Source organism: Sinomonas sp. P10A9, assembly GCF_041022165.1.
GTDB classification, from domain to species: domain Bacteria; phylum Actinomycetota; class Actinomycetes; order Actinomycetales; family Micrococcaceae; genus Sinomonas; species Sinomonas puerhi.
In genome coordinates this window covers 1,767,497-1,785,395 of the sequence record NZ_CP163302.1, presented here as the reverse complement: position 1 = coordinate 1,785,395, position 17,899 = coordinate 1,767,497, and the positions used below count along the sequence as shown (strand labels likewise).

The following is a 17,899-nucleotide window of genomic DNA, read 5'->3' as shown; positions in this document are numbered from 1 at the left end:
CAGCGGATAGATAGTGGATTTCACGTGCAAGTAGTCAGCATCAGCAGCCTCAAGGGCGGAGTCGGGAAGACGTCTGTGACCACTGGGCTCGCCTCAGCAGCCCTCGCAGCCGGCATCCCCACCCTTGTGGTCGATCTCGATCCACACGCTGATGCTTCCACCGCGCTGGGCGTCGTCCCCGAAGGCCGGCTCGAAGTCGGCCGCATGCTCAAGGCGCCCAAGCGCGTGTTCCTCGAGGACAACGTGGTGCCGAGCGGATGGGTGCGCCGCGCCGCCGCCCTCAATGGCCAGCAGAACCGTGTCCTGGACGTCGCCTACGGCGGGTCCCTGAGCGGCATCTACGACCGTCCCGACCTTGGCCGCCGTGACCTTCGCCGCCTCAGCATTGTGCTCGACGGGCTCGAGGGGTACGGACTCGTGCTGATCGACTGCCCGCCGTCCCTCAACGGACTCACGCGCATGGCGTGGGCCGCGAGCGACCGTGTCCTCCTCGTGGCCGAGCCGGGCCTCTTCTCTGTGGCCGGCACCGAGCGCACCCTCCGGGCCATCCAGCTCTTCAAGCAGGAGTACGCCCCCAAGCTTGCCCCGGCTGGGGTCGTCGCGAACCGGGTGCGTCCCTCCTCGACCGAGCATGGCTACCGGCTGGAGGAGATGAGGCAGATGTTCGGCGCGCTCCTCATGGAGCCGAACATCCCCGAGGTTGCAAACTGGCAGCAGATCCAGGGGGCGGCGCACGCCGTCCACCATTGGCCTGGGGAGGCCGCGCGCGGCACGTCCGCCCTCTACGACCAGCTCCTCGGGGCGGTCCTCAAGCAGAGCCGCGACTTCCGCCCGCGCGTCGCCCGCTAGTCGCACGCTTCCTCGCCTCCCGGCCCGGCTCGCCCCAAGTTCGCCTGTCCTCGGCCAACGCGCGCTGCTGTGTCATCGAGCACTTCTCCGCCATCGAGCACTTCTCCGGCATCTAGCACCTTTCCGTCAGCGTGCCGCGCACGACGTCGAGGGGTCGCTTCCCGTGGGAGGCGACCCCTCGACGTCGTGCGTCCTGGAGGACGACAGGTAGATCGGGGCTTCAGCGTCCGGCGCGTCAGCCCGTCTTGCGTGCCGCGCGACGCTTGCTCAGTTCATCACCGGGAAACGTCTGGTCCGCGGCGTGCTCACTCGGCAGCTCCGCTAGGCTCCCCTCGACCTCACGCCACACGCGGCCAACCGCGATGCCGAACACACCCTGGCCGCCCTGCACGAGATCGATGACCTCGTCGGCGGACGTGCATTCATACACCGAGGCGCCGTCGCTCATGAGCGTGATCTGGGCGAGGTCCTCCACGCCGCGCTCGCGGAGGTGACCCACGGCGCTGCGGATCTGCTGGAGGGAGACACCCGTGTCGAGGAGACGCTTGACGACCTTGAGCACGAGGATGTCGCGGAAGCCGTACAGGCGCTGGGAACCGCTGCCTGCGGCCCCACGGACGGTGGGCTCGACGAGTCCCGTACGAGCCCAGTAGTCGAGCTGTCGGTACGTGATCCCGGCAGCCTTGCAGGCCGTCGGACCGCGGTAGCCCGCCTCCTCGTCAAGTTCTGGGAGGTCGTCGTCGAAGAGAAGACCTTGGGTGCCGGCGGGCACCTCGGCGCCTGCAGCCGACGTGTGCCTGAGCTCACCGTGCTCTCGCGTGGGATTCACAAAACCCTCCTTCACCGCTCCCCTGGGGGCATCGCACCCCGAGAGGGACCTCGAGGCGCACCTTGGTGTAATTACAGCGGGGGTGCACTCTCCAGTGTCGCCTGTACGTCTCGGGGAAGCAATGGGAGCTTGTCTCTACCGACGTTAGAACCGTGGCGAGACGAAATCAAAGACCTCCGCCGCTCGGCAGGGGGCGTGTCGGATTCCCATCCCGGCGTGAAGCCCGCACCCGAGCGCCTATTCGTCGAAGTCCTCCGGCTCGACATCGGCGAGGAACTCGCGGAACCGCCGCATCTCGCTCTCCTCGTCCGCGGGCTCGCCGCCCTCTTCGGTGCTGTCGCTCCCCTCGGCCAGCTGCACGCCGGCCTCCTCCAGGACCGCGTCTGCGCACCAGATCCGGCAGTTGACCCTGAGTGCCACGGCAAGCGCGTCGGAGGCCCGAGACTCGACCGTGGTCCCGTCATCGAAGCCGAGCTGCGCGTAGAACACACTGTCCTCGACGGACACAATCGTGGCGCTCACGATCTGGCGGCCAAGGCTGTGGACCACGCTGACCAGGAGGTCATGGGTGAGCGGCCTCGGCGGGACCACGTGCTGCTGGGCGAGGGCGATCGCGCTCGCCTCTGCGGTGCCGATCCAGATCGGCAGGTGCCGCTCGCCGTGTGCCTCCTTGAGGAGGACGAGGGGCTGGTTGGAAGGCAGCTCGATGCGCACGCCCACGACTTCTACCTCGATCATCAGCCATCCATCCTCGAGATCAGCCCGTGGACCAGAGCACGGTGCAGGGTCAGGAAAAGGTCGCTGAGCTCACGGGCCTCCTCGGCGGCGCGCGCACGGGACACGGAGTCCCGCCGCGAGGCACTCGGGGCGACTGCCTGCTCGATGAGGCCGACTTCACGTTCCGCCGCGGTCTGGAACGGGCGCAGGTGGCGGGGTTCAAGGCCGTGGTCTGCCAGCGCCACGCAGGAACGGGCAACGGTGAGGGCATGCTCGTCGAATCGTCCGTTCTCGGCGCTGATCAGTCCGAAGCTGAGCATCGCCTCGAAGAGGGCGGCACTGGCGCCGGACTCGGCGCGCAGCTGGGCCTCGCTCAGCGCCCGCGGCCGCATGCCGCCCGGCAGGGCGCCGAGCCCGTCCGAGACGGCACGCGGCGCAATGCTCAACCCGCCCCGGAGGCTCTCGGGCCGTTCCCCGCGATCGATCGCGTCGAGATAGTCCTTGATGACTTTGAGCGGAAGGTACTGGTCGCGCTGGAGGGCGAGCACGAACCGCAGCCGCTCAACATCGCCCTGGCTGTACTGGCGGTACCCGGAGGGCGTGCGGTTCGGGGCGATGAGGCCCTTCTCCTCGAGGAAGCGGATCTTGGACGCCGTCATCGACGGGAAATCCTCCGCCAGAGTGGCCAGGACATCGCCGATGTTGAGGGCCGGGGCCCCCCTGCGCTCAGGCTGGGCTGCTGCCATGCATCCGCCCCCTTCAGGCGGCGGGCCGCACCGGGCTCTGTGCAGGGCTCATGTAGAACGTGAGCCTGAACTTGCCGATCTGCACTTCCGAGCCGTTGCGGAGGGCTGCCTGGTCTACACGGTCGTGGTTGACGTAGGTCCCGTTGAGGCTGCCCTTGTCCACTACCTCGTAGCCGCGGCCCGACCGGCGGAACTCGGCATGGCGCCGCGATACCGTCACGTCGTCGAGGAAGATGTCCGCGTCCGGATGCCGGCCCGCGGTTGTCACCTCGGAGTCGAGGAGGAACCGCGCACCCGCGTTGGGTCCGGAATGGGCAACGAGAAGCGCGGACCCGCTGGGCAGCGCCGCCACGGCCCCGGCCTCGTCAGAGCTCAGTGCAGGCGCCATCGTCGACCCAGCCGGCATCGGCGGCATCTGGATCGATGTGGTCTCCGACGCCGATTCCTGGCGCTGGGTGACCTCCCCGGCGCTGCTGTCCTGGCGCTCGTCGCTCACCATCAGTTCCTCCCGATAAGTCCCGGACTCAGGCTTCTACCCTACCTGCTGCTCGTACTGGGCGGCACTGAGCAGGCTGTCCGTCTCAGATCCGTCGGAGAGCTGCACCTCGATGAGCCACCCTTCGCCGTACGGATCGGAATTGACGAGCGCCGGATCCGTGTCGAGGGACTCATTGCGGGCCACCACCTTGCCGGACACCGGAGCGTAGATGTCGCTCACGCTCTTGGTGGACTCGACCTCCCCCACGACGGCGTTCGAGGTCACCTCGGCGCCGACCTCGGGCATCTGGACGTAGACCACGTCGCCGAGGGCGTCCTGGGCGAAATCGGTGATGCCGATGCGCACCACTCCATCGCCAGGCTCCATCGAGATCCACTCATGCTCGGCGGTGTAGGACAGCTCCGAAGGAACGTTGCTCATGGGGGGGCTCGCCTTTCTGAAGGTGCGGTGTCGCTGAAAGTATAGGCATAGGCTCCCCGGGGATTTGCCCGCGCAGCGGGTCATTTCCTGACACCATGGTGCCGGGAGACGTCGATCCAGTCAGGAGGGGTCCAATGCCGGAACTCCCCGAGGTGACAGCCTTGGCCGCATATCTCGATGCGCGGCTGGCGGGGGCCCGCATCATGTCCGTCCAGATCGGTGCGATCAACGCGCTCAAGACGGCCGACCCGCCCTACACCGCACTGGTCGGACGGCAGGTCGAGGGCGTGGGCCGCCGCGGCAAGTACATCGTCCTCCTGACTGGCACGCCGGAAGGCACGGAGGAAGGCACGGCGCGAGGCGAGGCCGACGACGGCGGCCCGCTCGCCGTCGTCGTGCATCTCTCACTGGGCGGGTGGGTGCGCGTGCTCGACCATCTGCCCGAGCCGAAGGTGCCGCGCGGGCGGGGCTACATCGCGGCCCGGTTCGGGTTGGTGCGCAACGGCGAGGAGAGCGGCATCGAGCTCACGGAGGCCGGCACGTGGAAGCGGCTCGCGGTGCACATTGTGAGGCGGCTCGAGGACGTTCCGGGCATCGCCGACCTCGGCCCCGAGCCTCTTGAGGACTCGTTCACGCTCGAGGCGTTCCGGAAGGTGCTGGCACACAAGAAGCAGATCAAGGGGCTCCTCAGGGACCAGAAGCTCATCGCCGGGATCGGCAACGCCTACAGCGACGAAATCCTCCACGCCGCGAAGATCTCGCCCTTCGCGATCGCGTCGACGCTTGACAGCACCACAGCTGAGAGGCTCTACGAGGCGATGCGAACCGTGCTCGCGGACGCCGTGGCCCACGCGATGGGCCTGCCCGCGGACGAGCTCAAGGACGAGAAGCGGGCCACGATGCGTGTGCACCGGCGAGCCGGCGAGCCCTGCCCGGTGTGCGGGGACACGATCCTCGAAGTCTCGTTCGCGGACAGCGCACTGCAGTACTGCCCGACATGCCAGACAGGCGGCAAGCCCCTCGCGGACCGCCGCACGTCCAAGTTCCTCAAGTAGTCACGACGCCGGTCGCATGTCCCCGGTCTGCACGAAGCGCTCATGCCACGAGAGTGCCTCCCCCAGCAGGTGCGGGGTGTGCTTGCCGTAGCTGTCGCGCAGTGCCCGGTCGAAGTAGTCCGTCAGAGCCGGCCGGTACGACGGGTGGGCGCAGTTCGCGATGATGGTCCGGGCCCGCTGCTTCGGCGCGAGGCCGCGCAGGTCCGCGATGCCCTGCTCGGTGACGAGCACCATCGTGTCGTGCTCCGTGTGGTCCACATGGCTCGCCATCGGAACGATGGCCGAGATTCTGCCGCCCTTGGCCACGGACGGGGACATGAAGACGCTGAGGAACCCATTGCGGGCGAAGTCGCCGGAGCCGCCGATCCCGTTCATGACGCTCGTCCCGGCCACGTGGGTCGAATTGACGTTGCCGTAGATGTCGGCCTCGATCATCCCGTTCAGCGCGATGCATCCGAGCCGGCGGACCACCTCGGGGTGGTTCGAGATCTCCTGGGTGCGCAGGAGGATGCGCTCGCGGTAGTAGTCGACGTTCTCGGTGAACTCCTCGACCCCCGCCTCACTGAGCGAGAACGACGTCGCGGAGGCAAACCCGATCGTGCCGTCCTTGATCAGGTGCAGCATTCCGTCCTGGATGACCTCTGTGTAGGCGGTGAGGCCCTTGTACCCGCCCTCGGCGAGCCCCGCGAGGACTGCATTGGCGATGTTCCCGACGCCGGACTGGAGCGGCAGGAGCCGGTCGGTGAGCCGGCCGCGGCGGATCTCGTGGTCGAGGAACTCGAGCAGATGGCCCGCGATGGCCTTCGAGGCCTCGTCGGGGGCGCTGAATCCGGAGAGCCGGTCGGGCGCATCCGTCTCGATTACGGCGACCACCTTTTCGGGGTCGACACGCAGGTAGGGCTCGCCGATCCTGTCGCTCGGAGTCAGGATGGGCACCGGCTTGCGGTTCGGGGGGAGGGCAGTGCCGTAGTAGACATCGTGCATGCCCTCCATGGCCGCGGGCTGGCGCGAGTTCACCTCGAGGATGACCTTCCCCGCCATGTCGAGCCACGTCTTGTTGTTGCCGACGGACGAAGACGGAATGAGACGGCCGTCCTCGAGGATCCCCACGACCTCGACGACGGCAACGTCCACGTCCCCGTAGAAGCCGAACCAGGTGTGCTGGGCGACATGGCTCAGGTGGATGTCCATGTAGTCGAGCTCGCCGTCGTTGATCCGCTTCCGCAGCGCCGGGTCTGACATGTAGGGCAGGCGAAGCTCCATGCCGTCGGCCCGGGCGAGGACGCCGTCGAGTTCCGGTGCGGTCGAGGCCCCGGTGAGGACCTTGATCTTGAAGTCCTCCCCCGCTGCGTGGGCGGCCTCCATCTGCGCGGCGAGGGCCTCTGGCACCGCCTTCGGATACCCGGCCCCCGTAAAGCCGCTCATGGCCACCGTCATCCCCGGCCGGATGAGAGCGGCGGCCTCGCCGGCGCTCATCCTCTTCTGCAGCATGCCCTCGTGGCGGATTCGCTCGTGCACCTGATCCCTCTCCGCACGGGCTGCTCTGCACGTGCCGCAAATCACTGTATTCCTCTGCCGTCAATAGCGCTGTGACCTCTGTCATGATGGACGTGTTAGCAGGCAGGGACGGGTCCCTGGCAGCAGGTCGGCCGACCGGCCGAGGATCGCCCTTGCCGCAGCGGCCGCATACGGCCACCTGTACACGCTCCTGCCGCTTGCCGAGGCGCTCGCACGGGCGGGCGCCGACGTCCATGTCGCCGTGGGGCCTCCGTTTCTCGGTCGCCTTCCGGTGCCGACGCGGTCGCGTTTCCTGAGGAACTCTCTTCGCTCAAGACGCTCACCCACGAGGTGATGGCCCAGTACCCGGCAGTCCGCGACGACCCTGCGGCGCTCTCGGCCTCAGCGATCGTGGCGGCCGAAATCGGGGTCCCCTCGTATGCCTTCGGGATCGGACGGTGGTGGCCTTTCATCGGTGTGCTGCCTGAAATCGCCCGGGCAGCGTGCGAGGGCGACCCGCGGCCGCCGTGCTCGCCGACATTCGACACCCTCCCTCCTTGACCGTCCCTCCGGCGGCCGGCCGCGAGTCTTCGTCACCTCGAGGACCTCTGAGACGAGGCCGGGAACCACCCACGCTGGCCCCGTTCCTCTCGACGGTGCTGGGACCTACCGTAGACGCATGGGCATCATTCCAGTTCCGATCGTGGCCGGGCGGCCTGCCGCGCACCGGCCGACGAGCGCGGCCGAGGACGTCATCACGCTGGCCGCAGGCGTCTGGCTCCTCACCGGGACGTACATCGACGGCTGGGCCCACAACAACCTGCATGACCTCGAGACGTTCTTCACACCATGGCACGCCGTCCTATACTCCGGCTTCGCCGCGTGCGCCGTGTGGATCGGCCTGCTCGTGTGGCGGCGCCGCGTCCCCGGCGTACCCTGGCGCGGCGCCGTCCCCGCCGGATACGGCGCCGCTGCAGCGGGCGTCGTGCTCTTCCTTGTCTCCGGGGCGGCCGACTTCACGTGGCACACGGTCTTCGGGATCGAACAGGACATCAAGGCGCTGTTCAGCCCATCGCACCTCGGGCTTGCGGCCGGCGGCTTCCTGATCCTCGGCGCACCGTTCGCTGCCGCTGCCCACAGCCCGGAGGCACGCTCGCGAGCGAGGCTGGTGCCCGCCGTCGTGAGTGCGATGCTCTGTGGAATGGTCGGGGCGTTCATCCTGCAGGAGTTCGCCGTGTATGCGCGGCATGGACTCGTGCAGACGTACGGCGGGACTAGCGGAGGACAGCACGTGGCGTCCTCCGCGCCGTCGTCGAGCATCATCGTGGCGTTCGGATCGTTCCTCGTCTCCACCGCGACGCTCTTCATTCCGCTCCTACTCCTGTCCGTTCGGTGGCGTGTCCGCGCTTGGCTCGCCGCGGTCCTTGCTGCTGTGCCGTCGGTGGCGCTCCAGGCGATGGTGGCGTTCCGCGACGGGTGGCTCGTAGGCGCCGCAGCCGTCGGCGGGCTGCTCGTGGGCGTCGTGTGGGCCACGGCGCGGCCCCGCCCAGAGCGGCCCGGCCGGCTCCTGACGGCGCTGGCCATCGCGCCGGTAGTCTTCTGGGGACCCTATTTCGGGGCTGTCGCCCTCAGGGACGGCGCACTCACGTTCTCTCCAGAGCTTTGGGGCGGCATGCTCGTCTGGACCGGACTCGAGATGCTCGCCCTCACGGCGCTCGTCACGGTCGGGAGCGCGGTCAGACCGTCGCGAGAAATTCCAGGGTCCGCGCCCTGAGCAGGGCAGCGGCTTCGGGACGATAGCTCGGAAGCGTGCTGTCCGCGAAGTAGTGCTGATCACCTGGGTAGAGGAAGAGCTCGGCGTCCTCGGCGTGCGCGGCGACCTCGCGGGCAGCGTCGACGTCGCCCTCGCCCACGAAGCACGGGTCCGTATCCATCGCATGGATCTGGACGGGAACGCCCTCGGGCCAGACGCCGCCGAACGCCTCGAGGGGCACGCACGAGTAGTACCGCCGTGCGCCGGCCGCCCCCGGACGTGTCTGAGCGAGCTTCTGGGCAGGCACGGCGCCGAGGGAGAAGCCCGCGTAGACGAGCCTCTCGGGCAGGTCGGCGGCCATGCGGCCACGCTAGTAGGTGCCGAGGCGAGTGGCGAGGACGGAGGCCGACGGCGCGAGCCGGGGCCGCGCCGTCGTGCGCCACCTGTCAGTCGATCGGGTCGCCTTGGACGGGGCCGTCGGTGTTCGGCTTCCAGCCCAGCTCGGGGGCGACGTGCTTCGCGAAGGCCTCCAGGATGTGGAGGTTGTACTCGGCGCCGAGCTGGTTCGGGATAGTGAGCATCACGGTGTCCGCGGCCATGACGGCTGAGTCGCCCTTGAGCTGCTCGACGAGCTCGTCCGGTTCGGCGGCGTAGGTCTTGCCGAACGTGGACTGCAACCCGTCGATGATGCCGATCTGGTCCCCGCCGTCCCGCACACCGAAGTACATCGCGTCCTTCGAGTTCATGATCGGGAAGATGCTGCGGCTCACCGAGACCCGCGGTGGGCGGGTGTGGCCCGCGGCCTTGTACGCGGTGCGGTACGCCTCGATCTGCTCGCTCTGGAGCTCGTGGAAGGGGACGCCGGTTGCTTCCGTGAGGAGCGTCGAGCTCATGAGGTTCAGGCCGAGCTGCGCGGTCCACTCGGCCGTGGCGCGGGTACCGCTCCCCCACCAGATCCGGTCACGCAGGCCGGGCGAGGAGGGCTCGATCGGCAGCAGCGTCCCGGCCGGGGCCTGGCGCGGGTCCGCGGGGGCGATTCCTTCGCCGTCGATCGCCTTGAGGAACAGCGCGAACTTCTCGCGGGCGAGATCCCCTCCACGCGGGTCGGTCGAGCCGGTGTAGCCGAAGGATTCGTAGCCGCGGAGGGCGGGCTCCGGCGAGCCGCGGCTCACGCCGATCGCGATGCGTCCGGCGCTGATGATGTCGAGCGCGGCCAGTTCCTCGGCAAGATACAGGGGATTCTCATAGCGCATGTCGATCACGCCCGTACCGACCTCGATGCGTTGCGTCTTGGCAGCGATGGCCGAGAGCAACGGCACGGGGGAAGCCTGCTGCGGTGCGAAGTGGTGCACGCGGAAGTAGGCGCCGTTGACGCCGAGCTCGTCGGCGCCCACTCCGAGGTCGATCGCCTGGCGGATCATCTCCGCCGCCGTGCCGGTCTGCGAGCCGCGCATCGGGGCGTAGTGTCCGAAAGAGAGGAATCCAAAGGCTTTCACCTCCGCGTCAACTGCATGCATCTGCATGTTATTCCGGGGCGCGTCGTCACTCCCCCGGCGTGTCGCCGCCGAGTAACCTCGGCTTCATGCGGTCGATGTCGCGGGGAACCACGTCCGGGGGCCCCGCGGAGTCCCCAGAAGGCACGACGCCGCCCCGGGACGTCCGGATCGACCGGCTCCGCGGCGGCCTGGTGGTCCTCATGGTTGCCGGCAACTTCGCGAGCGAGGTGCACTTCGTGCCCGCATTCCTCAAGCACGCGCCGGATATCGGACTGACCGTCGCCGATCTGGTCGCGCCGTGCTTCGTCTTCGCGATAGGAGTGAATTTCGGGCCCTCGTTCGACCGGCGGAGCCGGGCGAGCACGACGCCGGCGTATCGCCATTTCGTGCTGCGGTACCTCAGCCTGATCGGCATCGGTGCGATCCTCACGGCCGGTGCTGTGGTCGCGGGGCAGCCCACCGAATGGGGAGTGCTCCAGGCCCTCGGTGTAGCCGGGCTGATCTGTCTCGCCTTCATCCGGCTCGGCACGGCGGCGAGGTTCGCCGTCGGCGTCGTGCTCCTCGTGGCCTACCAGCTCCTGCTCGACGCGTTCATGCTGCCCTCGGCGCTTGCATCGGTGCAGGGTGGCCTCTTCGGTTCAATCTCGTGGGGGGCCCTCTTGGTCCTCTCGACCGCGGTTGCGGACGTATGGCGTAAGGGTCTCGTGCCGTACGGGCTGTGCTGCGCCGCGCTCGCGGCCGTGGGGACCGCGTCCCTCGTCATTGCGCCGGTGAGCAAGATCCGCGTGTCGCTGAGCTACGTCCTCATCTCGCTGGCCGTCAGCGCACTGGCGCTTCTGGCCGTCGACCTCGGCTCCCGCACAGCTCCCCGCCACCCAGGCGCCCTCTCCTGGTGGGGGGAGAACGCACTCGCTCTGTACCTCACGCATCTTGTCCTGCTTGCCCTCGTGGTACTGCCCGGGATCCCGTTCTGGTACACAGATGCACCGGCATGGCTGGCCATCTTCGAACTTGCGGTGATCCTCGGCGCCCTCACCTGCCTCGCGTGGTGGCTTCACAGGCGGAAGGTCCGGATCAGCCTTTAGGCCGCTGCCCGGGTCGATTCTGCATCACGAGGCACCAGTCCTCGGATCACTGGCGCAAAGACTTCAGCCGAAGTAGTGTCCAGCCTCAAGGTCCGCGAGGAGTCCCACCTCGACAGGGCTCCACGGGAGCAGCGCTCTGGTCTGCTCCGATGACGCGGGCTGGTCGAGCCCCATCAGGGCTCCGAGGAACCCGAAGGTCTCGGGCGCTGCCGGCTCGACGCGCAGGCCAAGCTTCGCCCCGATGGTGCTCGCAATGTCGCCAGTGAACACGCCTTCATCGCCCACTGCATGCAGCACCGATCCAGCGGGCGCCTGCTCGAGCGCAAGCCGGTAGAGCCGGGCCGCGTCCCTGACGTGGACGGCGGGCCACCTCGCCGAGCCGTCTCCGACAAAGCCGGCGACGCCGCGCTCGCCGGCGATCGCGATGAGCCGCGAAACGAATCCGTGGTCGCCTTGGCCGTGGACCGACCGCGGAAGACGCACGACGACGGGGCGCACACCTCGTGCGGCGAAGGCGAGGGCTGCGTCGCTGTTCGCCTCGCGGCCCGAGGCAAGTCCACCGGAGCTCCGATCCCGCTCGGTCGCGACCTGGCCGGCGAGTGCAGGAGTTCCACTGGTCACGACTAATGGCTTCCCGCTGCCTTCGAGGGCGCGCCCCAACGCACCAATGGCCCGCGCATCGGACTCGACCGCCGCGTCGAAGTCGGCGAAGTCATGCCGGAACGCGAGATGGACCACACCATCGGAATGCAGGGCTCCCTCCTGGAGAGCCTCGAGATCGTCGAGGTCCCCGCGAAGCACCCGCGCACCCATCGCTTCCACAGCCGCTGCAGATGCATCCGACCGCGCGAAGCCAGTGACCTCATGCCCTGCTGCGAAGAGTTCGGGAACCACAGCCGACCCGACCCAGCCGGATGCGCCAGTGACGAAAACCTTCATGATGACCTCCTGATGACATTTACTGCTATCAGCATACCTTTGATAGCAGTCAATGTCATCACCTAGACTCGGACCATGGGACGTTGGGCGGAGAATCCACGGGGCAGGCTGGCCGCGGCGGCGTTTGAGCTGTATGGGGAACAGGGCTTCGAACAGACCACGGGGGCGCAGATCGCTACTCGGGCCGGGATGCACGAACGGTCGTTCTTCCGGCTCTTCGGGGATAAGCGCGAGGTGTTCTTCTACGCGATGGACGGGGTAGCGCACGAGCTTGCGGCCTCGATTGCCGGCAGCGCGACGGACGCAACCCCCATAGACGCAGCCTCCGATGCGATCGAGGAGCGATGCGCCCTCATTCAGCGGAGTCCAAGCCTCGCCGCCCTGCGGGCACGCCTCATTGCCGAGAATCCCGAGTTGCGGGAACGCGACCTCAGCAAGCATGCCGAGCTTGCGATGGCGGTCGCCGGGGCTCTGCGGGAGCGCGGCACTGCCGAGCACATCGCCGTCCTCATCGGCGAGACGACGATTGCCGCGTTCCGCACCGCAGTCGCACGGTGGATCAGCGATCCAGCGACTCGGAGCCTGCCGGAGCGGTTCCGGGACGGGCTGGATGATCTGGAGGCGGCTCTTGTTCACCGCCGTCGAGGGCCAGCGCGGGACCCTCGGACCCCTCACTCGTGACACGCCGCTGGCGGCTGGCGCTCAGTTGTCCGAATTCGGCGTCGACCGCCGCGATGAGTCGGTCCGCATCCGGAAGGGCCTCAGCGTCCGCGGTGACCCCGATCGTGAGCCGGCCCGCGTAGGAAAGCATGGCCGCCGTCGCTCTGACATCCAGCGCCACCGGAATGTACGGAATGATGTCGAGGACTCGTCGGCCTGCGAGGAACTGGGGATCTGCGGGACCCTGGACATTGGTGGCCGCAACGTTGACTCTGCCCTGCCGTGACCTTCCGTAGATGCTGGCGGCCCCGGCAAGCAACGGCGCCGGGATATGGTCAGCCGCCGCGACGACAGCCGCCGTCCCGTCCGCCACCGCGCGCGATTTCTGCTCGGTGGTGCGCAGGGCGACGGCGGCGAGCCTGGACTGCGCGTCAGGGAGGTCGGCGGGCAGTTCGACGAACATAGCCGAGGCCAAATTCCTCCTCGGCCCGGGCTGGTCCACAGGCCGGTGCCCGACCGGCACGATGGCCCGGAGGACCATCGCGTCGAGCAGCTCCCCGCGATCCAGCAGGAAGCGGCGGTAGGCGCCGGCGAGCGCAGCGAGGAAGACGTCGTTGACCGTGCACCCGGCATCCTTCGCCGTCCTGATGACGGCGTCGAGATCGGCCTCGGCCCAGCCCCAGGACCGCTGCGCGCTCAATGGGCCCGAGAGGACCGACGCCGGCAGGTCCGGACGGATGACCTGGGCCAGCCCGAGGCGCACTTGCCTGATGCGTTGGAGGGTCCGGCGGGGAGCCCGCAGCGAGCGCCCTGCCATGCGGGCCGCCCGGAGCGGCGTGCGGGCGAGCCATGTGAGGAGATCGCCGGCGAGCCGGTACCGCGAAGGTACGGACAGCGGATCGGAGGGAGGCGACGGCGAGGCCGGCTCCTCCGGCGTGGTGGCCAGGAGGGCCTGCACCAGGTCCATTCCTGTCTGCCCGTCGACCATGGTGTGGTGTGCCTTCGCGACCACCGCCCAGCGGCCATCCTCGAGCCCGGTGACCTGCCACACCTCCCACAGAGGCCGCTCCGGATCGAGGCGCGGTCCCATGATCCGCACCACGGCCTCCTGCAGCCGGCGCGTGGCGCCGGCGGGCTCGAGCAGGAGGTGGTGGACGTGATCGGCTGGCCTGAAGTCCTCAGCATCGGCCCAGATGGGCCTGCCGAGCTCGAAGGGCATCCTGAGCACGCGCCGGTGGAGGATCGGGACCGATGCCACACGTTCGGCGACCAGCGCGCGGAACTGTGCCGGACTAGGCGCCGGGCCCTCCAGCGTGAGCACGGACCCAACGTGGAGCGACTGGGTATCGCTCTCCAGCAGCAGGAAGATCGAGTCGAACGCGCTGAGCCGGTCCCGTCGATTGGGCACCCTAGTCGCGGCCCGGCAGGCCGTCGGGTGATTCACAGGGGAGGCGCATGGCTACTTCTTCCGACGGCGCTTTGTTCCATCCGGGTACATTCAGCGCCTGCGCCGGTCGCCCTGTTAGGGGCGAACGACTCATTCCTCGTCGGCGCGGAACGACTGCGAGCGGAAGCACGGTCACCATCCTGCGATCGAGTCGCGCCGCGGATCTTGCCGGAACGACAAAAAAGGACCTGATCTGCGGGTGCAGATCAGGTCCTGCTGGTCGGGCTGACAGGATTTGAACCTGCGACCCCTTGACCCCCAGTCAAGTGCGCTACCAAGCTGCGCTACAGCCCGAACATCGCCGGCCGTTACCGCTCTCGCGACCCGCCAAGCAACCGCTCCAGCATATAGGAAGGCCGCCGATCACGCGAATCGACAAGGCCCCGGCGAGCCTCCTCGAAGGCGGCCAGCACATCGGTTAAAGGCTTGCCAGAAGGGCCCTCGCGGAGTCGATATAGTACCCGGCAAACTCATGACCGCGGAGGGCAGACTGGATCGCGAATCCCTGGATGATTCCCATGACGGCTGGGGCGAGCCGCCTGCCCTCGGCTGCCGCCTCAGCACGATCCAGGCCACGTGCTGAGGACAGCCACAGCGCAAGGTACGCCTCGATGTGGCCGCCGATCTCGTCCAGGATCCCCCGCCCGATCTCACTGAGCGAGTCGTTGCGCACAGCTTCTCCCCAGACCTGGACGGCGACACCGGGGAAGAATTCCGTCTCGATGAGCCCCAGCATGAGCGCAGGGATCGCCTCAGCGGGCGCCGGCATCGGGTCTTGATCGCGCAGCCGCTCAAGCGCCGTCATGCGCTCCTGGAAGACGCGGCGCCCGACGTCGACGACAAGCTCTTCCTTGCTGCGGTAGTACACGTACACGGCCCCCGCGGACAGTCCTGCCTCGGCAATGATGTCTGCCATCGAGACGTTCGAGAAGCCCTTGTGGGCCACGCACGCCAAGGCGGCACTCTGGATCCGCTCGCGCATCGCCGCGCGATGTTCATCACTGACCTTCGGCATGCCTCCACGGTACAGGATAAAAAACGAATGATCATTCTTGACTTCGAGCCCCTCGCAGGCACAATGGAGAACAAGCATTCCTTTTCCACCAACCCCGAGAGGACGCGCCCATGTCCACGGCAACCGCACGAACCGACGCCGAACACCGCTCCGAGCCGGTATCCGGCCCCCACACGCCCTGGACCCACGCCGTCCGCACCGCTGTCCTCGCGGCCGTGGCCGTGTGCGTGGTCCTGCTCGCCTTCGCCTGGCCGAGCGTCACCGCCAAGGTCCAGAACCTCCCCGTCGCGGCGATCGGGACTGCCGAACAGATCGCCCAGATCACCTCGAAGGCGCCCGACGGCGCGCTCAATGTCAGGACGGCCGCGAGCCGTGACGAAGCCGTTGACCTCATCCGCCACCGCGAGGTCTACGGAGCGATCGTGCTCGGCAGCGCGCCCGAGATCCTGGTCGCGAGCGCCGGCAGCCCCGTGGCATCGCAAGCGCTGACACAGATGGGCGCCCAGATGCAGTCCCAGATCCAGAGCCAGGCCATCGCCGCGCTGCAGGCCGCGCTGAAGCAGGCAGCCGCGGCCGCCCAGCAGGCAGCGGCGGGCGGGCAGGCGCCGTCGTCCGCCAAGGCCCCGCAGTCATCCCAGACCCCGCCGCAGGCGATCCCCACGGTGACCGTGACCGACGTCGTGCCCCTCTCCCCCGATGATCCGCGCGGCACAGGCCTGGCCGTAGCAGGCCTCCCGCTCGCGATGGGCGGCATGATCGGCGGCGTCCTCATCTCGCTTCTCGTCTCGGGGACGTGGCGCCGGCTCGGAGCGATCCTCGCCTACGGCGTCCTCGCGGGGCTGGGCCTGGCGGGCATCCTGCAGGGCTGGTTCCACATCCTGCAGGGGGACTTCTCGGCGAATGCCAGCGCCATCGGACTCGGGGTCGTCGCCACGGCCGCGATCATCGTGAGCCTCAACGCGCTCATCGGGCGGGCGGGCATCGCCCTCGGCGCGGTCATCACGCTCTTCGTGGGCAACCCGCTCTCGTCGCTCACCCAGCCCAAGGAGTTCCTGCCGGCGCCGTGGGGCGACCTCGGCCAGTGGCTCGTGCCCGGCGCCTCGGGCACGCTCCTGCGCGACCTCTCCTACTTCCCGGACGCGGCCACGGCCTTCCCGTGGCTCGTGCTGGCGGGGTGGGCGGTCCTCGGCGCGGTGCTCATCGCCGTCGGGCACTTCCGGAACGAGCCCGCCGTCGCCGACGTGTAGACGCCCCCACGCACGACGGCGGCGACGCACCCCGTGAGGGGAGCCTCGCCGCCGTCGCGGTCTCGACGTGGCCTGACGCCGCGCCTACTTCTTCTTCGAGCGCCGTTCGCGGACACGCATGCCGATCTCGATCGGCGTGCCCTCGAAGCCGAACGTCTCACGGAGACGGCGGGTGATGAAGCGGCGGTACCCGGGATCGAGGAAGCCCGTGGTGAAGAGCACGAACTTCGGCGGGCGGCTCTGCGCCTGGGTACCGAACAGGATGCGGGGCTGCTTGCCGCCACGCAGGGGGTGCGGGTGCGCGGCCACGAGCTCGCCGAGGAACGCGTTGAGGCGTCCGGTCGGGATGCGCGTGTCCCAGCCGGCGAGCGCCTTCTCGAGCGCAGGCACAAGGCGGTCCTTGTGCCAGCCGGTCTTCGCCGAGATGTTCACGCGGGGCGCCCACTCGACGTGCGCGAGGTCCTTCTCGATGTCGCGCTCGAGCCAGCGGCGCCGCTCCTCGTCCATGAGGTCCCACTTGTTGAACGCGATGACGAGCGCCCGGCCGGACTCGATGGCGAGCGTCAGGATGCGCACATCCTGCTCGGAGAGCACCTCGTCCGCGCCGAGGAGCACGACGGCGACCTCCGCCTTCTCGAGCGCGGCCTGCGTGCGCAGGGAGGCGTAGTACTCGGTCCCGTGGGCCATGTGCTGGCGGCGGCGGATGCCGGCCGTGTCTACGAAGCGCCATGTCTTTCCACCGAGCTCGATGTACTCGTCAATGGGATCGCGCGTGGTGCCGGCGAGCTCATTCACGACGGCGCGCTCGGACCCTGCGAGCTTGTTCAGGAGCGAGGACTTGCCCACGTTGGGCCGGCCGATGAGCGCGACGCGGCGCGGGCCACCGGTGCGCTCGACGCCCGCGATGGCCGAGAACTCGGGGAGCACCTCGAGGGCGGCGTCGAGCAGGTCCGCAACACCTCGGCCATGGAGGGCCGAGACGGGCCACGGCTGGCCGAACCCGAGGCCCCAGAGCCCCGCGGCATCGGCCTCCTGGGCGAAGTCGTCGACCTTGTTGGCAACGAGCAGCACGGGCTTCTTCGACTTGCGCAGCATCCGCATGACGCCCTCGTCCGTCGCCGTGGCGCCCACGGTCGCATCGACGACGAAAAGGACGGCATCCGCCATGCTCACCGCAATCTCGGCCTGCTCGGCGACCATCGCGTGGATGCCCTTGGCATCGCGCTCCCAGCCGCCGGTGTCCACGAGCGTGAACTTGCGGCCGTTCCACTCGGCCGGGTACGTGACCCGGTCCCGGGTGACGCCGGGGACATCCTCGACGACGGCCTCACGGCGTCCGATGATGCGGTTGACGAGCGTGGACTTGCCCACGTTCGGCCGGCCGATGATCGCGAGGACCGGATCCATCCGCGTGGGAGTGTCGGCGTCCCAGGCCTCGTCCTCGCCGGCGAGGAGACGGGCGTCTTCCTCGTCGAGGTCGTAGTCGTCGAGGCCGGCGCGCAGCGTCGCGGCGCGGTGCTCCGCCTCGGCGTCGTCCATCGCGGCGAGGTGCTCGGCGACCTGGTCCTCGCCCTCGGGGGTGTAGTCCTCGGCGCCGCCGCTCCCGGCTGCCTCGAGGGAGCCTGTGTCCAGGGAATCGGTCATG

At 68.7% G+C, this 17,899-nt stretch carries 17 protein-coding genes, 1 tRNA gene and 1 pseudogene; 6 read left to right on the top strand and 13 right to left on the bottom strand.

What is annotated here, in order from left to right; genetic code table 11:
• The first annotated feature begins 24 nt into the window (after positions 1 to 24).
• Positions 25 to 849 carry a ParA family protein gene (locus tag AB5L97_RS08130; RefSeq protein WP_369047136.1) on the top strand — a complete coding sequence of 275 codons (825 nt, stop codon included), beginning with the start codon at positions 25 to 27 and terminating at the stop codon, positions 847 to 849.
• A gap of 235 nt (positions 850 to 1,084) precedes the next feature.
• On the opposite strand, the gene AB5L97_RS08125 is transcribed toward AB5L97_RS08130, so the two are convergent.
• The 5 genes from AB5L97_RS08125 to gcvH all read right to left on the bottom strand — a co-directional run bounded on the left by AB5L97_RS08125 (position 1,085) and on the right by gcvH (position 4,060).
• Positions 1,085 to 1,678 (bottom strand): MerR family transcriptional regulator, encoded by a 594-nt coding sequence (locus AB5L97_RS08125; RefSeq protein WP_369047135.1) that lies wholly within the window; start codon positions 1,676 to 1,678, stop codon positions 1,085 to 1,087.
• Between the two features lie 237 nt (positions 1,679 to 1,915).
• Positions 1,916 to 2,416, bottom strand: a complete 501-nt coding sequence (locus AB5L97_RS08120) for a bifunctional nuclease family protein (RefSeq protein WP_307956634.1) — start codon at positions 2,414 to 2,416, stop codon at positions 1,916 to 1,918.
• Positions 2,416 to 3,141, bottom strand: a complete 726-nt coding sequence (locus tag AB5L97_RS08115; RefSeq protein WP_369047134.1) for a MerR family transcriptional regulator — start codon at positions 3,139 to 3,141, stop codon at positions 2,416 to 2,418. The genes AB5L97_RS08120 and AB5L97_RS08115 overlap by 1 nt, the downstream gene beginning before the upstream one ends.
• Before the next feature lie 13 nt (positions 3,142 to 3,154).
• Complete coding sequence (locus AB5L97_RS08110) at positions 3,155 to 3,640, bottom strand: FHA domain-containing protein (protein ID WP_369047133.1); 486 nt, start codon at positions 3,638 to 3,640, stop codon at positions 3,155 to 3,157.
• A gap of 33 nt (positions 3,641 to 3,673) precedes the next feature.
• Positions 3,674 to 4,060, bottom strand: a complete 387-nt coding sequence (gcvH, locus tag AB5L97_RS08105) for a glycine cleavage system protein GcvH (protein WP_369047132.1) — start codon at positions 4,058 to 4,060, stop codon at positions 3,674 to 3,676.
• 134 nt (positions 4,061 to 4,194) lie between these two features.
• Between gcvH and AB5L97_RS08100 the strand changes: the two genes are divergently transcribed.
• Positions 4,195 to 5,115 carry an Fpg/Nei family DNA glycosylase gene (locus tag AB5L97_RS08100; RefSeq protein WP_369047131.1) on the top strand — a complete coding sequence of 307 codons (921 nt, stop codon included), beginning with the start codon at positions 4,195 to 4,197 and terminating at the stop codon, positions 5,113 to 5,115.
• Here the strand turns inward: AB5L97_RS08100 and AB5L97_RS08095 are convergent, their stop codons facing one another.
• A complete protein-coding gene (locus AB5L97_RS08095) occupies positions 5,116 to 6,633 on the bottom strand; it encodes an acetyl-CoA hydrolase/transferase family protein (protein ID WP_369047130.1) in 1,518 nt (505 codons plus the stop codon).
• A gap of 658 nt (positions 6,634 to 7,291) precedes the next feature.
• Here AB5L97_RS08095 and AB5L97_RS08090 point away from each other — a divergent pair.
• Positions 7,292 to 8,386: a hypothetical protein gene (locus AB5L97_RS08090; RefSeq protein ID WP_369047129.1), complete on the top strand. Its 1,095-nt coding sequence runs from the start codon at positions 7,292 to 7,294 to the stop codon at positions 8,384 to 8,386.
• Here the strand turns inward: AB5L97_RS08090 and AB5L97_RS08085 are convergent.
• Both AB5L97_RS08085 and AB5L97_RS08080 read right to left on the bottom strand, forming a co-directional pair.
• Complete coding sequence (locus AB5L97_RS08085) at positions 8,349 to 8,726, bottom strand: dienelactone hydrolase family protein (protein ID WP_369047128.1); 378 nt, start codon at positions 8,724 to 8,726, stop codon at positions 8,349 to 8,351. The genes AB5L97_RS08090 and AB5L97_RS08085 overlap by 38 nt on opposite strands.
• An 85-nt stretch (positions 8,727 to 8,811) precedes the next feature.
• The gene (locus tag AB5L97_RS08080) at positions 8,812 to 9,861 is read right to left on the bottom strand and encodes an LLM class flavin-dependent oxidoreductase (protein ID WP_307956741.1); all 1,050 of its coding nucleotides are present in this window, start codon (positions 9,859 to 9,861) and stop codon (positions 8,812 to 8,814) included.
• Between the two features lie 86 nt (positions 9,862 to 9,947).
• Between AB5L97_RS08080 and AB5L97_RS08075 the strand changes: the two genes are divergently transcribed.
• Positions 9,948 to 10,946, top strand: coding sequence for a heparan-alpha-glucosaminide N-acetyltransferase domain-containing protein (locus AB5L97_RS08075; protein ID WP_307956643.1), 999 nt, complete (start codon positions 9,948 to 9,950; stop codon positions 10,944 to 10,946).
• 63 nt (positions 10,947 to 11,009) lie between these two features.
• Here AB5L97_RS08075 and AB5L97_RS08070 read toward each other — a convergent pair whose 3' ends face one another.
• Positions 11,010 to 11,885, bottom strand: a complete 876-nt coding sequence (locus AB5L97_RS08070; protein ID WP_369047127.1) for an SDR family oxidoreductase — start codon at positions 11,883 to 11,885, stop codon at positions 11,010 to 11,012.
• 75 nt (positions 11,886 to 11,960) lie between these two features.
• On the opposite strand from AB5L97_RS08070, the gene AB5L97_RS08065 reads away from it, so the two are divergent.
• Positions 11,961 to 12,566 (top strand): TetR/AcrR family transcriptional regulator, encoded by a 606-nt coding sequence (locus tag AB5L97_RS08065; RefSeq protein ID WP_307956645.1) that lies wholly within the window; start codon positions 11,961 to 11,963, stop codon positions 12,564 to 12,566.
• Positions 12,567 to 12,594: 28 nt separating this feature from the next.
• Here the strand turns inward: AB5L97_RS08065 and AB5L97_RS08060 are convergent.
• From AB5L97_RS08060 to AB5L97_RS08050, 3 genes and pseudogenes are all read right to left on the bottom strand, one after another.
• Positions 12,595 to 13,953, bottom strand: a pseudogene (locus AB5L97_RS08060) (wax ester/triacylglycerol synthase family O-acyltransferase); the annotation flags it as partial.
• A gap of 256 nt (positions 13,954 to 14,209) precedes the next feature.
• A tRNA-Pro gene (locus AB5L97_RS08055) sits at positions 14,210 to 14,286 on the bottom strand.
• Positions 14,287 to 14,410: 124 nt separating this feature from the next.
• Positions 14,411 to 15,007, bottom strand: coding sequence for a TetR/AcrR family transcriptional regulator (locus AB5L97_RS08050; protein ID WP_369047126.1), 597 nt, complete (start codon positions 15,005 to 15,007; stop codon positions 14,411 to 14,413).
• A gap of 110 nt (positions 15,008 to 15,117) precedes the next feature.
• Here AB5L97_RS08050 and AB5L97_RS08045 point away from each other — a divergent pair, with 110 nt between their 5' ends.
• A complete protein-coding gene (locus tag AB5L97_RS08045) occupies positions 15,118 to 16,254 on the top strand; it encodes an ABC transporter permease (protein ID WP_369047125.1) in 1,137 nt (378 codons plus the stop codon).
• 84 nt (positions 16,255 to 16,338) lie between these two features.
• On the opposite strand, the gene der is transcribed toward AB5L97_RS08045, so the two are convergent.
• On the bottom strand, positions 16,339 to 17,898 hold the full coding sequence (gene der, locus AB5L97_RS08040) for a ribosome biogenesis GTPase Der (RefSeq protein WP_369047124.1): 1,560 nt from the start codon (positions 17,896 to 17,898) through the stop codon (positions 16,339 to 16,341).
• Between the last annotated feature and the right edge of the window lies 1 nt (position 17,899).

Bases quoted from the DNA above. Each gene is read 5' to 3' on its own strand.
- AB5L97_RS08115 (WP_369047134.1), bottom strand. From the start codon at position 3,141: ATGGCAGCAGCCCAGCCTGAGCGCAGGGGGGCCCCGGCCCTCAACATC.
- der (WP_369047124.1), bottom strand. From the start codon at position 17,898: ATGACCGATTCCCTGGACACAGGCTCCCTCGAGGCAGCCGGGAGCGGC.
- gcvH (WP_369047132.1), bottom strand. From the start codon at position 4,060: ATGAGCAACGTTCCTTCGGAGCTGTCCTACACCGCCGAGCATGAGTGG.
- AB5L97_RS08120 (WP_307956634.1), bottom strand. From the start codon at position 2,416: ATGATCGAGGTAGAAGTCGTGGGCGTGCGCATCGAGCTGCCTTCCAAC.
- AB5L97_RS08075 (WP_307956643.1), top strand. From the start codon at position 9,948: ATGCGGTCGATGTCGCGGGGAACCACGTCCGGGGGCCCCGCGGAGTCC.
- AB5L97_RS08110 (WP_369047133.1), bottom strand. From the start codon at position 3,640: ATGGTGAGCGACGAGCGCCAGGACAGCAGCGCCGGGGAGGTCACCCAG.
- AB5L97_RS08085 (WP_369047128.1), bottom strand. From the start codon at position 8,726: ATGGCCGCCGACCTGCCCGAGAGGCTCGTCTACGCGGGCTTCTCCCTC.
- AB5L97_RS08100 (WP_369047131.1), top strand. From the start codon at position 4,195: ATGCCGGAACTCCCCGAGGTGACAGCCTTGGCCGCATATCTCGATGCG.
- AB5L97_RS08045 (WP_369047125.1), top strand. From the start codon at position 15,118: ATGTCCACGGCAACCGCACGAACCGACGCCGAACACCGCTCCGAGCCG.
- AB5L97_RS08050 (WP_369047126.1), bottom strand. From the start codon at position 15,007: ATGCCGAAGGTCAGTGATGAACATCGCGCGGCGATGCGCGAGCGGATC.
- AB5L97_RS08090 (WP_369047129.1), top strand. From the start codon at position 7,292: ATGGGCATCATTCCAGTTCCGATCGTGGCCGGGCGGCCTGCCGCGCAC.
- AB5L97_RS08065 (WP_307956645.1), top strand. From the start codon at position 11,961: ATGGGACGTTGGGCGGAGAATCCACGGGGCAGGCTGGCCGCGGCGGCG.
- AB5L97_RS08070 (WP_369047127.1), bottom strand. From the start codon at position 11,885: ATGAAGGTTTTCGTCACTGGCGCATCCGGCTGGGTCGGGTCGGCTGTG.